This window comes from Streptomyces zingiberis (assembly GCF_012034935.1).
GTDB lineage: Bacteria > Actinomycetota > Actinomycetes > Streptomycetales > Streptomycetaceae > Streptomyces > Streptomyces zingiberis.
Window position 1 is genome coordinate 1 of record NZ_JAATEN010000018.1, and the last position, 13183, is coordinate 13183.

The 13183-nt window shown below is 74.2% G+C and carries 11 protein-coding genes; 10 read left to right on the forward strand and 1 reads right to left on the reverse strand.

Annotated features, from left to right (window positions below; genetic code table 11):
• Window positions 1-54 precede the first annotated feature (54 nt).
• Together HCK00_RS20215 and HCK00_RS20220 are read left to right on the forward strand one after the other, a co-directional pair.
• Window positions 55-723, forward strand: coding sequence for a bifunctional 4-hydroxy-2-oxoglutarate aldolase/2-dehydro-3-deoxy-phosphogluconate aldolase (locus HCK00_RS20215; RefSeq protein ID WP_168103434.1), 669 nt, complete (start codon window positions 55-57; stop codon window positions 721-723).
• Between the two features lie 595 nt (window positions 724-1318).
• A complete protein-coding gene (locus HCK00_RS20220; RefSeq protein WP_168103435.1) occupies window positions 1319-2695 on the forward strand; it encodes a cytochrome P450 family protein in 1377 nt (458 codons plus the stop codon).
• A 114-nt stretch (window positions 2696-2809) separates the two neighbouring features.
• Here the strand turns inward: HCK00_RS20220 and HCK00_RS20225 are convergent, their stop codons facing one another.
• The gene (locus HCK00_RS20225) at window positions 2810-3748 is read right to left on the reverse strand and encodes a GlxA family transcriptional regulator (protein ID WP_168103436.1); all 939 of its coding nucleotides are present in this window, start codon (window positions 3746-3748) and stop codon (window positions 2810-2812) included.
• Between the two features lie 206 nt (window positions 3749-3954).
• Between HCK00_RS20225 and HCK00_RS20230 the strand changes: the two genes are divergently transcribed.
• The 8 genes from HCK00_RS20230 to HCK00_RS20270 all read left to right on the forward strand — a co-directional run bounded on the left by HCK00_RS20230 (window position 3955) and on the right by HCK00_RS20270 (window position 13140).
• On the forward strand, window positions 3955-4644 hold the full coding sequence (locus HCK00_RS20230; RefSeq protein ID WP_168103437.1) for a DJ-1/PfpI family protein: 690 nt from the start codon (window positions 3955-3957) through the stop codon (window positions 4642-4644).
• A 59-nt stretch (window positions 4645-4703) separates the two neighbouring features.
• A complete protein-coding gene (locus HCK00_RS20235) occupies window positions 4704-5024 on the forward strand; it encodes a hypothetical protein (RefSeq protein WP_168103438.1) in 321 nt (106 codons plus the stop codon).
• Window positions 5025-5456: 432 nt separating this feature from the next.
• The gene (locus HCK00_RS20240; RefSeq protein ID WP_168103439.1) at window positions 5457-6755 is read left to right on the forward strand and encodes a cytochrome P450 family protein; all 1299 of its coding nucleotides are present in this window, start codon (window positions 5457-5459) and stop codon (window positions 6753-6755) included.
• 272 nt (window positions 6756-7027) lie between these two features.
• The gene (locus tag HCK00_RS20245) at window positions 7028-7810 is read left to right on the forward strand and encodes a GntR family transcriptional regulator (RefSeq protein ID WP_168103532.1); all 783 of its coding nucleotides are present in this window, start codon (window positions 7028-7030) and stop codon (window positions 7808-7810) included.
• A gap of 631 nt (window positions 7811-8441) precedes the next feature.
• Complete coding sequence (locus tag HCK00_RS20250) at window positions 8442-9416, forward strand: sugar ABC transporter substrate-binding protein (RefSeq protein WP_168103440.1); 975 nt, start codon at window positions 8442-8444, stop codon at window positions 9414-9416.
• Between the two features lie 101 nt (window positions 9417-9517).
• Window positions 9518-10492, forward strand: coding sequence for an ABC transporter permease (locus HCK00_RS20255; RefSeq protein WP_168103533.1), 975 nt, complete (start codon window positions 9518-9520; stop codon window positions 10490-10492).
• A gap of 317 nt (window positions 10493-10809) precedes the next feature.
• The gene (locus HCK00_RS20265) at window positions 10810-11727 is read left to right on the forward strand and encodes an ATP-binding cassette domain-containing protein (protein ID WP_168103441.1); all 918 of its coding nucleotides are present in this window, start codon (window positions 10810-10812) and stop codon (window positions 11725-11727) included.
• 273 nt (window positions 11728-12000) lie between these two features.
• Window positions 12001-13140 carry an ROK family glucokinase gene (locus HCK00_RS20270; protein WP_168103442.1) on the forward strand — a complete coding sequence of 380 codons (1140 nt, stop codon included), beginning with the start codon at window positions 12001-12003 and terminating at the stop codon, window positions 13138-13140.
• The last annotated feature ends 43 nt before the right edge of the window (window positions 13141-13183 follow it).

Here is a 13183-nt window from a genome sequence, read left to right on the forward strand (position 1 = left end):
TCCGGCCCCACCGCCGCACCCGACAGCCACCCACCACCCCGAAGGGCAACTGCCGTGTACCGCTGGGAGATCACCCGCACCGTGCTGGCGCAGCGCCTGGTCGCCGTCGTCCGCGACGAGACCTACGACCGTGCCGTGACCCGGGCGGAGACCCTGCTCTCCGCCGGGGTCACCGCCGTGGAGGTTTCGCTCACCACCCCGGGGGCCCTGGACGCCCTCACCACCCTCGCGCGTCCCCCGCGCGGGGAGGCGGTGGTCGGCGCGGGCACCGTCCTGGACGCGGCCTCCGCCCGGGCCGCCGTGGACGCGGGCGCCCAGTTCCTCGTCTCCCCCGCCCTCCAGCCGGAGGTGATCCGGACCGGGCACCGCCTCGGCGTCCCGGTGATCCCCGGGGTCGCCACCCCCACCGAGATCGTGCACGCCCTGGAACTCGGCGCGGACGCCCTGAAGGTGTTCCCCGTCTCCGGCAGGTCGCCGCGGTGGCTGGCGGACCTGCGGGCCGCGCTGCCGCAGGCGCCCCTGGTCCCGACGGGCGGGGTGACGGTCGAGGAGGCGCCCGCGTGGATCGCCGCCGGCGCGGTGGCCTGCGGGATGGGCGCGGCGCTCACCGCGGGTGACCCCTCGGAGATCCGCGGGCGCGTCGGCGGCCTGCTGCGCGCGCTGGCCGCCGCGGCACCCCGCGGGGAGACGCCGGCCGGTGACGGTGCCGGCGAGGGAGCATGAGAGGGGACATGCCGGGGCGAGGGGGGAACGGGGGCGCGTCGCCCGGGCGGTGGGGGACGAGGCGTGGTGGCCGGCGGAGCCGTGCGGGCGGGCGCGGGGCCGGAGCGGGTGGCGAGGCGGAGAGGTGGCGGGAGGGGCGACGGCACCGGGCCGGGGACGGCCCTCGACGGACCGTCAGGCGCGGGGAGAGGTACCCCCGAGGCATCACCGGAGCGGCCGGCCGGGGCGGGTGCGGCGCCGGTGGCGCGGCGGCTCCGCTCGCCGTCCGGGCGGCGGGCACCGGTGCCGCGGGACGGGCCGGACGCGGGACCGAGTGGAATGATCAGGCCACGCCCGCATGTCCGCCCCGGGCCCGGGTTCGCGGCCGTGACCAGTCAGTTCTGCGGCGCGGCGCAGTGATCACGGCGACTGGGACCGTCAACTCCCGCTACGGAGCGGCTGATTCCGAATCCCCCGTGGGGCCGACGCCCGCGCCCCGGTACCCCGCCTAGGCTGCCGTCACCGGCCCGTACCGGTCCGTGCCCCCACCCGTTCCGGCGGGATCGGGGCGCGGTGGTCGCGGGCACCGAGAGGAGACAGCGGGAGGGAGCGCTCCATGGAGAAGGGGTACGACACGGGCACGGCGGAGGCGGTACGGAACGGGGGACGGACCCCCGGCGGTGACGCGCCGGACGGTGGCGCGGGCGGCGGCATCGGGAACGGAGGCGCCACGGACGTGGGCGGCGGATCGAACGGCGGCGCCACCACGGCCCTCGCCACCCCGGCGGGCACGGCTGCCCCGGTCGCCGACCTCACCGCCCTCGGCGCCGACTTCACCGCCGACCCGTATTCCGTCTACGCCGGCCTGCGGGAGCGGGGCCCCGTCCACCGGGCCCGCTCGGCGGAGATCGGGGACTTCTGGCTGGTGGTGGGATATGAGGCGGCCCGGGCCGCACTGACCGACCCCCGGCTCGGCAAGGACTGGAGTCTGCTCTCCCCGGAGCGGTTCACCCCGACGCCGATCAGCGCGAACATGCTCCAGGTGGACCCGCCCGACCACACCCGGCTGCGGCGGCTCGTCTCCCGGGAGTTCACGGCGCGCCGGGTGGAGGCGCTGCGCCCCCGCGTCGAGGAGATGACCGACGGACTGCTGGACGCCATGGCGGCGCTCCCCGACGGCCGCGCCGATCTCGTCGACGCGCTGGCCTTCCCGCTCCCGATGGGGGTCATCTGCGAGCTGCTCGGCGTGCCGGACCTGGACCGGTCCGCCTTCCGCGCCTGGAGCTCCGACCTGGTCTCCTTCTCGGGTCCCGAGAAGGAGGCGGCGGCCGTGGAGGCGGTCGGGCGCTACCTCACGGAGCTGATCGCGAGGAAGCGGCTGAACCCCGGGGACGATCTGCTCAGCGCGTTGATCCGGACCACCGACGAGGACGGCGACCGGCTGTCCCCGGAGGAACTCGTCGGCATGTCCTTCCTGTTGCTGATCGCCGGGTTCGAGACCACCGTCAACCTCATCACCAACACCGTCCACGCCCTGTTCCGTCACCCCGACGTCCTCGCCGAGCTGCGCGCCGACTTCACCCTGACCGAACGCGTGGTCGAGGAAGGGCTCCGCTGGGACGGGCCGGTGGAGGGCGCGACGCTGCGCATCGCCGCCGAGCCCGTGGAGATCGGGGACGTGACCATCCCGGCCGGGGGAACCGTCCTCGTCTCCCTCGCCTCCGCCGACCGCGACCCCGCCCGCTTCCCGGACGCCGACCGCTTCGATCCGCACCGCGCGCCCGGCGGCCACGTCGCGTTCGGCCACGGCATCCACTTCTGCCTGGGCGCCCCCCTGGCCCGGATGGAGGCCCAGATAGCCATCCGGCGGTTGCTGGAACGCTTCCCGGAGCTGGCCCTCGACCGCGATCCCGGCGTCTCCGACGCGGATCTGCCCTGGATCCCGGGCACGCTCATCCGCGGCCTGCGGGAGCTGCCCGTACGGTTGCGCTGAGCGCTGAGCGCTGAGCGCTGAGCGCCGGCGGGCCGGGGTGCGAGCCCCGCCCCGCCGGCGCCGGGCTCCCGTGCTCCCCTCCGTACCGGCCGGCTGGAGGAGCACAGGGCAGAGTCAGCTGAAGGAGCGGCGGTAGGCGTGGGGGCTGACGCCGACGGTGCGTTTGAAGCGGTCGCGGAAGGCCGTGGGTGAGCCGAAGCCGACCTGGGCGGCGATGCGCTCGATGGAGTGGTGAGTGGTCTCCAGGAGGTGCTGGGCCTGGCGGATGCGCGCGCGGTGGAGCCACAGGAGCGGGGTGGTACCGGTCTGTGCGCTGAAGCGGCGGATCAGGGTCCGGATGCTGACGCCGGCCTGGGCGGACATGTCGGCGAGGGTGAGGGGGCGAGCGAGGTTGTCCTGCATCCAGGAGAGCAGTGGTTCGAGGGCGGAGCCCTGAGGGGTTGGCGCGTAGCCGTGGACAATGAACTGGGCTTGTCCGCCTTCGCGTTCGAGCGGCATGACGGACAGGCGGGCGGCGTCGGCGGCGACGGCCGAGCCGTAGTCGCGGCGGATCATGTGCAGGCACAGGTCCAGGCCCGCGGCCGCGCCCGCTGAGGTGAGGATCTGCCCGTTGTCGACGTACAGCACGTCCGGGTCGACCTCGACGTCCGGGTAGGTGGTGGCCAGGAGGCCGGCGGCGGCCCAGTGGGTCGTGGCCCGCAGACCGTTGAGCAGGCCGGCAGCGGCCAGGGGGAAGGTGCCCGAACAGATGGAGGCGATGCGCGTGCCGTCCGCGGCGGCTGCTCGCAGCTCACCGCGGACGGCCGTGGAGAGCGGGGCTTCCGGCGCGGCGGTACCGGGCACGATGATCGTGTCCGCGTCCCGGAGCCCATCGAGGCCCCAGGGTGCGCGCATGACGAAGGCCCCGGTATCGATCTCCTGTCGCTCGGCACACACGCGGATCCGGTAGCCGGGTCGCCCGTCCGGGAGACGGGTGCGGGTGAAGACCTCGATCGGGGTGGAGAGGTCGAACGGGATCACATGGTCCAGCGCGAGAACGGCGACGGTGTGCATGGCCGGAAAATACCCCGCCGCCGGACCACGGTTCCGGTCCCGGTCCCGGATATCCCGGCTCAACCGCAGTGCAGCGGCCGCTCCCCAGGCTTGGCACTATCCCGTTGTTTCCTGTCACTCCTGCCACTGGGAGAGGAGGTGGCAGCCGGTTAGGTTCGGGGCGTACCCAACACAGCCGCCACTTCCCGCAGCCGAAGGACCCCTCCATGCATGCCCAGATCGTCTTGTTCGACGGCTTCGATCCGCTCGATGTCATCGCCCCTTACGAGGTGCTGTACGCCGGCGGTACGGCCTCCGCGGGCGCGGTGAGCGTGGAACTGGTCTCGGCCGAAGGGCCACGCGAGGTGGTCAGCGGCACCGGCGGGCTGGCGCTGCGCGCCACCGCCGCCCTCGACCCCGGGCGTGCCGGCGTGATCCTGGTTCCCGGCGCCTCGGGCCGGGTCGGGGAACCCGGCGAGGTCCCTGACGGCGATGCGGCGGCCGGGGAGTGGCAGCAGGACGCATTCATCCCCGTACTGCTGGGCCGCACCCTGACCACCGAGCTGCCCGCGCTGTTGAAGGCTGCGATGGAAAATCCCGAGGTGACCGTCGGTGCGGTGTGCGGCGGCTCACTCGTCCTGGCCATGGCCGGCCTCCTGGAGGGACGCCATGCCACCACCCACCACATGGGCCTGGACATGCTCGACGCCACCGGCGTCCACGCGGTGAGCGCCCGCGTCGTCGATGACGGCGACCTCGTCACCGGTGCCGGCGTCACCTCAGGACTCGACCTCGGCCTGTATGTGCTGGAGCGCGAGGTGGGGCCCCGGATCGCTCATGCCGTCGAGGCGCTCTTCGCCCATGAGCGCCGCGGCACTGTCTGGCGGAACAAGGGCCCGGAGCCTGTCCGGTTCTGACCCGATGCCCTTCCCGCTCCACCGCCCCCCGCACCACTACCGTGAGGAAGAACAGCGGCATGTCCGTCGAAGGAACGTGGGACCTGTCCATCTCCACCCCCATCGGCAAGATCAAGGCCGTGGCCGAGTTCCGGCGCAAGGACGGTGTCCTCGTCGGAACCGCCTACGGGGCCGGAGAGGAAGTACCGCTCAGCGACGTCGTCCTCGACGGCGACCGGCTCACGTGGAAGCAGGCCATCACCAAGCCCATGCGGCTGAACCTGGCCTTCGCCGTGACGATCGACGGCGACACCCTGACCGGAACCTCCAAGGCCGGACGCCTTCCAGCCTCGAAGGTCACCGGCGAGCGCCGCACCCTCCACGCGGGCACAGGGCACTGACTCCCGGGCGGCTTGGCCGGAGCCGGCCGCAGCCGGGCCCTGGCCACGCAGCAGGCCGAAGCCGACGTCGGGCCTGGTGCCGTACCCCTCGGGCCCGATGCCGAGTCGGTGGGTGCCGTACTCGCCGAATCGTGTGATGTGCTCGGTCCGGTACGGGGAGACCTGGGCCACGCCCTCCGGGCCGATCTCCCGTCCCTCCTCCGGGAGCCGGCGGACGATCTCGGCGATACCCCGGGGCGGCCCCGCGCCGCGCCGCGGCGACACGGCCGGTTCCGGCATGGCCGGCCCGGACCCGCGCCACTAGCGTGGTGGCGTCCCGAACCCGGGGACCGGCCCGGAGGCCGGCCCGGGGCGGGACGCCGGGCCGGCGGGCGTCAGCCGCGACGGAATCCGGAAACCGGGCAGAAGGCGGAAGCCGGAACAGGGGACGGGATGACCGGGGAGACGGTGAACACCGCGGAGCCCGGCGGCACTCCGGGCCCTGCGCCCGGCGCTCCGGCCGAGGGCTCAGCGGGTGGCGGCCCGCACCCCGCCCTCCCTCCGCTCGTCGATCTGGCCGCCCTCGGCGAGGAGTTCACCCGCGATCCGTACCGCGTCTACGCCGGGCTGCGGGCCCGTGGCCCCGTGCACCGGGTGCGGATGCCGGAGGGCGCCGAGGCCTGGCTCGTCGTCGGCTACGCGGAGGCGCGCGCGGCCCTCGCCGATCCGCGGCTCTCCAAGGACTGGGAGAACGCCTCGCCCTCCCTCGGCCTGCGGAGCGTCGCGTCCGGAGCGCACATGCTCAACTCCGACCCGCCCCGCCACTCCCGGCTGCGCCGCCTGGTCGCCGGGGAGTTCACCCCGCGCCGGGTGGAGGCGCTGCGCCCGCGGGTGGAGGAGATGGCCGGCGGCCTCGTCGACGCGATGCTGGCCGCGCCGGACGGCCGGGCGGACCTGGTCTCCGCGCTCTCCTTCCCGCTGCCGATGGCCGTGATCTGTGAGCTGCTGGGCGTGCCGGATCTGGACCGGGAGGCCTTCCGCGAGCTGAGCGACGCGATGGTGACCTCCACCGACCGCGCCCGCCGGGCGGCCGCCACCGAGGCGGCCTCCCAGGTCATCGCGGGGCTGGTGGAGAGCAGGCGGCGCGACCCCGGGGAGGACCTGGTCAGCGCGCTGGTGCGGGCCACCGGCGAGGACGGCTCCCGGCTGACGGACCACGAACTCATGGGCACCGTCTGGCTGTTGCTGGTCGCCGGGTTCGAGACCACCGTCAACCTGATCTCCAACGCCGTTCTCGCCCTGCTCACGCACCCCGGCGCGCTGGCCGAGGTGCGCGCCGACCCGTCACTGGCCGACCGGGCCGTGGAGGAGACGCTGCGCTGGGACGGGCCGGTGGCGACGCCGACGTACCGGTTCACCACGGAACCGGTCGCCGTCGGCGCCACGGTGATCCCCGGCGGGGGCGCGCTGGTGCTGCCCTGCCTGGCGGACGCCGACCGCGACCCGGCCCGTTTCCCCGGCGGCGAGGACTTCGACCTGCACCGGCCGCCGGGCGGGCACCTCGCCTTCGGCCACGGCATCCACCACTGCCTGGGTGCCCCGCTCGCCCGTCTGGAGGGACGCACCGCCCTGCGGGTGCTCCTGGACCGCTGTCCGGACCTCGCCCTGGACGCGCACCCGGCGGCGCTCTCCCACCGCGGCGGGATGATGATGCGCGGCCCGCGACGGCTGCCGGTCCGCTGGCGGGCGTGACCGGACGCCCGGACGTCCGGACGCCCGGGAGCGGCCTCGCGCCGCGGCCGGCCGGCCCGCCGGAGGGTACGGGGAGAGGTGACATGCGGATCAGCGGCCGGCGCCCTCATCCGGCCGTCCCATTCCCGTTCCTCAGGCGCGATACCCCTGAGGTATCGGGCTTCTCCGGGGAGACGGCGGCACCGCGCATGTCCGGGCAGCTGTGTATGTCCGGACAAAAAGCCCGGTGAGCTGTCGCCGGCCCGCCCCGGACGGCTACGCTCGCCCCCGTGGTGAAGCGTGACAGGGGCCGGGACGGCGAGCGGGCGGGCGCCGCGGGCTCGCTCCGGCTCGGGGTCGACCGGAGCAGCCCCGTACCGCTCTACTTCCAGCTCGCCCAGCAGCTGGAGGCGGCGATCGAACAGGGCGCGCTCGCCCCCGGCAGCCTCCTGGGCAACGAGATCGAACTCGCCGGCCGGCTCGGGCTCTCCCGCCCCACCGTCCGGCAGGCCATCCAGTCGCTGGTGGACAAGGGCCTGCTGGTGCGGCGGCGCGGGGTCGGCACCCAGGTGGTGCACAGCCAGGTCAGGCGTCCCCTGGAGCTGAGCAGCCTCTACGACGACCTGGCGGCCGCCGGGCAGCGCCCCGCCACCCGCGTGCTGCGCACGGCCGTCGAGCCGGCCGGCGCCGAGGTCGCCGCGGCGCTCGGAGTGGCCGAAGGGGCCGCGGTGTGCCTGGTGGAGCGGTTGCGCCTGGCCCACGGCGAACCCATGGCCCGGCTCCGTAACCACCTGCCGTTCGGCCTGCTGGAGCTGACCGCCGAGCGGCTGGAGGAGACGGGCCTCTACCGGCTGATGCGGGAGGCGGGCATCGGCCTGCACAGCGCGCGGCAGTCGGTGGGTGCCAGAGCGGCGACCCCCGCGGAGGGGGAGGCGCTGGCGGAGCCCGCCGGGGCGCCGGTGCTGACCATGGAGCGCACCACCTACGACGCCACCGGGCGCGCCGTGGAACTGGGCTCCCACATATACCGGGCCTCGCGCTACTCCTTCGAGTTCCAGCTGCTCGTCCGGCCCTGACACCGCCCGTCGCCCCGGGTGCGACGCCCGCCTTGAACACCCTTTCGGCCCTTCTCCGGTTCTCCGTACCTCCGGTTCTCCGGGACCCGGTCCCGGCCCGCCCCGTCCGGCCCCCTCAACTCACCCGTCGATCCAGTGGTGTTGGAGTGTGGCCGAACCGTGTCCACCGCCCGGGCCTGTCCCCGGGGCGGCCGGGGAAAGACCTGCCGGGGGAGCGCCGTGCGCCGTAACGGATACTTGACCGGTTGACCGGGCCCGGACCTGCGGTTCCCTCGGCCGGTGCCCCGGGGCCGCCGCTCCCCGGCCGTGGCAGGGCCGGCCACGACGGGACGGGGGACGGTGACGGCGCGGCGGAACGCGGCACGGCGGTGACGGAGCGCGGCGGAACCGGACGGCCGCGCCGCGGGCGGCCGGCACGGCGCACGCGGCGCGCACGACACCCGTGACCAGGCCCGGAGAACAGCACGGACAGCACAGGCACGACACAGCAGCACAGCAGAACAGCACCGCACAGCGACACAGCACCGCACAGCGACACAGCACGGCACAGCACGACGGGGAAGTCCGTACCGCCGGTACGGACGGTGAGAAAGGCAGAACAACCGTGGCAAGGGTTCACAGGGGCATACGGATGGCGAGCGCCGCCCTGGCGCTCGGCCTGGCTCTCGCGGCATGCAGCAGCACGGGCGGCAAGCGCGCCGAGGAGAAGGCCGAGCAGGCCGGTGGCAGGTCCGCCGCGGGCACCCCGCGCTGGACCTTCGCCATGGTGACCCACTCCGGCGACGGGGACACCTTCTGGGACATCGTCCAGAAGGGCGCGGAGAAGGCCGCCGCCAAGGACAACATCCGGTTCCTCTACGCGCAGCACGACGAGGGGCAGCAGCAGGCCGAACTCGTCCAGTCCATGATCGACCAGGATGTCGACGGCCTGATCGTCTCGCTCGCCAAGCCCCAGGCGATGAAGTCGGTGGTCAAGCGGGCGGTGAAGGCCGGTATCCCGGTGATCACGGTCAACTCCGGCTCCGCCGAGTCCGAGGAGTTCGGCGCCCTGACCCACATCGGCCAGGACGAGACCGTCGCGGGCCGCGCCGTCGGCGAGGAGCTCAACGAGCGCGGCCGGAAGAAGGCCGTCTGCGTCCTGCACGAGCAGGGCAACGTCGGCCACGAACAGCGCTGCGACGGGGCCCGCGAGACCTTCGACGGCAAGCTGAAGAACCTCTACGTCGAGGGCACCAACATGCCCGAGGTGCAGTCCGCCATCGAGGCCGAACTCCAGTCGGACACCGCCGTCGACGCCGTCGTCACGCTCGGCGCGCCGTTCGCCGCCGCCGCCGTCAAGGCCAAGGACACCGCCGGCAGCGAGGCCGAGATCTCCACCTTCGACCTCAACGAGGAGGTCGCCCGCGCCCTGGACGAGAAGGAACTGGCCTTCGCCGTCGACCAGCAGCCCTACCTCCAGGGCTACCAGGCCGTCGACCTGCTCTGGCTGTACCGCTACAACGCCGACGTGCTCGGCGGCGGTGAGCCCGTGCTCACCGGCCCGGAGATCGTGGGCCAGGAGGACGCCGCGGCCCTGACCCGCTACGCGAAGCGGGGTACCCGGTGACGGCGCAGGCCACGGCGGCCCGGCCCGCCCCACCCGCCGGCGGCGCGGGAGACACCGGCGACGACGGACGACTGGAGCGCCGCTCCCTTCCCCGCCGGCTGATGAGCCGTCCCGAACTGGGCGCCGTCGTCGGCGCGGCGGCCGTCTTCGTCTTCTTCGCGGTCGTCTCCGACAGCTTCCTGAAGCCCGCGGGGCTCAGCACCGTCCTCTACGCCGCGTCGACCATCGGCATCATGGCCGTCCCCGTGGCGCTGCTGATGATCGGTGGCGAGTTCGACCTCTCGACCGGCGTCATGGTGACGTCCTCGGCGCTGATCTCCTCGATGTTCAGCTACCAGATGACGGCCAACGTCTGGGTCGGTGTCCTGGTGTCCCTGCTGGTCACGCTCGCCATCGGCTTCTTCAACGGCATCATGCTGATCCGCACGAAGCTGCCGAGCTTCATCATCACCCTCGGCACCTTCCTGATGCTGACCGGTCTCAACCTCGGCTTCACCAAGCTGATCAGCGGCGGTGTCTCCACCCGCACCATCGGCGACATGGAGGGCTTCGCGTCGGCCCGCGTCCTGTTCGCCGCCCACCTCCAGCTCGGCAGCGTCCGGCTGGAGGCCACCGTGCTGTGGTGGCTCGCCCTGGTGGCGCTCGCCACCTGGGTGCTGCTGCGCACCCGCGCGGGCAACTGGATCTTCGCCTCGGGCGGCGGGGCCGAGGCCGCCCGCGCGGTCGGCGTCCCCGTCAACCGCACCAAGGTCGGCCTCTACATGGCCGTGGCCTTCGCCGCCTGGATCTCCGGCCAGCACCTGCTCTTCCGTTACGACGCGGTGCAGTCCGGCGAGGGCGTGGGCAACGAGTTCCTGTACATCATCGCCGCCGTCATCGGCGGCTGCCTGATGACCGGCGGTTACGGCTCGGCCATCGGCGCGGCGATCGGAGCGCTGATCTTCGGTATGACCAGCCGGGGCATCGTCTACGCGCAGTGGGATCCCGACTGGTTCAAATTCTTCCTGGGAGGCATGCTGCTGCTGGCCACGCTGCTCAATGCCTGGGTCCGCAAGCGGGCGGAGGCGACACGATGACCGAGCGAACCGACGAGACCGGGAACACCCCGGACACCGGGAACGCCCCGGACACCGGGAACGCCCCGGACACCGGGAACGCCCCGGACACCGGGAACGCCCCGAAGACCGGGAGCGCCGGAAACACCGGTAACGCCGCGAACGGCATGAAGGCCGCGAACAGCGGGGAGGCCGGGCCCGGCGGTGACGCGGCGGCCGCTCCCCGCCCGGAACGCCCGGGGGAGCCCCGCGACCCCGGCGAGGCGCCCGCCGCGGCCACGGCGCCTCCCGAGCCGGCTCCGGAGACGGGCCCGGCGGCCACCGCCGGGCCGGACCGGGTGGAGCAGCACCCCCCGCTGGTCGCCCTGCGCGACGTGAGCAAGTACTACGGCTCCGTCCGGGCGCTGGAGGGGGTCGGCCTGGAGGTGCACGCGGGCGAGATCACCTGTGTGCTGGGGGACAACGGGGCCGGCAAGTCCACCCTCATCAAGATCATTTCTGGGCTGCACCTCCACGACTCCGGCTCCTTCGCCGTCGCGGGGGAGGAGCGCCGGCTCTCCTCCCCGCGTGAGGCGCTCGACCTGGGGATCGCCACCGTCTACCAGGACCTGGCGGTGGTGCCGCTGATGCCGGTCTGGCGGAACTTCTTCCTCGGGTCGGAGCCCACCCGCGGCCGGGGCCCGTTCCGGCGGCTCGACGTCGCGCAGATGCGCGCCACCACCCGCGGGGCGCTGCTGCGCATGGGGATCGACCTGCGCGACGTCGACCAGCCGATCGGCACGCTCTCCGGCGGCGAGCGGCAGTGCGTGGCCATCGCCCGCGCCGTCCACTTCGGGGCCCGCGTCCTCGTGCTGGACGAACCCACCGCGGCCCTCGGCGTCAAGCAGTCGGGCATGGTGCTGAAGTACGTCGCGGCGGCCCGCGACGCCGGGCTCGGTGTGGTGCTGATCACCCACAACCCGCACCACGCCTACCTGGTCGGTGACCGGTTCGTCCTGCTCAAGCGGGGAGCGATGGCGGGCAGCCACACCCGTGACGAGATCGGGCTGGACGAGCTGACGCGGCAGATGGCGGGCGGCTCGGAGCTGGAGCAGCTCAGCCACGAACTGGAGCGGGCCCCCGCCCCGGACCTGCCCTCGGCCACGCCGCCACCGGGCCCCGCGGCCACCCCGTCACCCGTTCCCGGGAGCAGGCCACCGGCGGGGCCGTCGGCGGTGCCCGCGGAAGCCGCCGGGGACGGCGCCGGGACCGGCTGACGCCGGCACCGCCGCCGGAAGCCGGGACCGGCGGGCCACCGGGACCGGCGGGGCGGCCGGGGGCGGGCCGTCCCGTCCCGCGCCCCGCCGGGCGCCCGGCCGTCCCGCGCGCCCGGGGCCGGGGGCCGCGACGTGCCCCGGCACGGCCGCTTCGCGCCCTCCGCCCCCTCTGAGGCACAATCGTCCACCGGGCGGCCGACCACCGCCGGCCGGGCCCGCCCGGCGCCCCGGCGCGGCGGACGCCTGCCGCCACCCCGACGACCTTGTGAGCCGATGAGCACCTACCGCGAGTTGACCCACCGGGGAGCGGCCCGGGCCACCGTCCTGCGGACCGTGGGCCCGCGCGAGCGGCGCTCGCACCTCAGCGCCCCGCGTGTGCCGACCGTCGGCATCGACATCGGAGGCACCAAGGTCGCTGCCGGTGTCGTGGACGCGGACGGCAACATCCTGGAGAAGATCCGCACCGAGACCCCGGACAAGTCCAAGAGCCCCAAGGTCGTCGAGAACACCATCGTCGAACTGGTGCTGGACCTCTCCGACCGGCACGACGTGCACGCCGTGGGCATCGGCGCGGCCGGCTGGGTCGACGCCGACCGGTCCAACGTCCTGTTCGCGCCCCATCTGGCCTGGCGCAACGAGCCCATCCGGGACGCCCTCACCGCCCGGCTCGCCGTCCCCGTCATGATCGACAACGACGCCAACACCGCGGCCTGGGGCGAGTGGCGCTTCGGTGCGGGCCGGGGCGCGGACCACATCGTCATGATCACCCTGGGGACCGGGATCGGCGGCGCGATCCTGGAGGAGGGCGAGGTCAAACGGGGCGCCTACGGCGTCGCCGGCGAGTTCGGCCATATGCAGGTGGTGCCGGGCGGCCACCGCTGCCCCTGCGGCAACCGCGGCTGCTGGGAGCAGTACAGCTCCGGCAACGCCCTGGTCCGCGAGGCCCGCGAGCTGGCCGCCGCCGACTCCCCGGTGGCCTACAACATCATCGACCGGGTCGGCGGCAACATCGCGGACATCACCGGCCCGCTGATCACCGAACTCGCCCGCGGCGGCGACGCCATGTGCGTCGAACTGCTCCAGGACATCGGCCAGTGGCTGGGTGTCGGCCTGGCCAACCTCGCCGCCGCCCTGGACCCCTCCGCGTTCGTCGTCGGCGGCGGCGTCAGCGCGGCCGACGACCTGCTGCTCGGCCCAGCCAGGGACGCCTTCCGCCGCCAGCTCACCGGCCGCGGCTACCGCCCCGAGGCCACCATCAGCAAGGCGGAACTCGGCAACGAGGCCGGCCTCGTCGGCGCCGCCGACCAGGCCCGGCTGGTGGCGCGCCGCTTCCGCCGCACCAACCGGCGCCGGGTCGAGCGCCACGCCCGCTACGAACGGTACGCGCAGGTCGTCAGGGGAGGCCGGGCATGACCGGTGAGGAACCACGAGCCGCTCGGCGCGAGCCCTCCCCGGT

Bases quoted from the DNA above. Each gene is read 5' to 3' on its own strand.
- HCK00_RS20225 (WP_168103436.1), bottom strand. From the start codon at position 3,748: ATGCACACCGTCGCCGTTCTCGCGCTGGACCATGTGATCCCGTTCGAC.
- HCK00_RS20250 (WP_168103440.1), top strand. From the start codon at position 8,442: ATGGCGAGCGCCGCCCTGGCGCTCGGCCTGGCTCTCGCGGCATGCAGC.
- HCK00_RS20240 (WP_168103439.1), top strand. From the start codon at position 5,457: ATGACCGGGGAGACGGTGAACACCGCGGAGCCCGGCGGCACTCCGGGC.
- HCK00_RS20220 (WP_168103435.1), top strand. From the start codon at position 1,319: ATGGAGAAGGGGTACGACACGGGCACGGCGGAGGCGGTACGGAACGGG.
- HCK00_RS20270 (WP_168103442.1), top strand. From the start codon at position 12,001: ATGAGCACCTACCGCGAGTTGACCCACCGGGGAGCGGCCCGGGCCACC.
- HCK00_RS20255 (WP_168103533.1), top strand. From the start codon at position 9,518: ATGAGCCGTCCCGAACTGGGCGCCGTCGTCGGCGCGGCGGCCGTCTTC.
- HCK00_RS20230 (WP_168103437.1), top strand. From the start codon at position 3,955: ATGCATGCCCAGATCGTCTTGTTCGACGGCTTCGATCCGCTCGATGTC.
- HCK00_RS20235 (WP_168103438.1), top strand. From the start codon at position 4,704: ATGTCCGTCGAAGGAACGTGGGACCTGTCCATCTCCACCCCCATCGGC.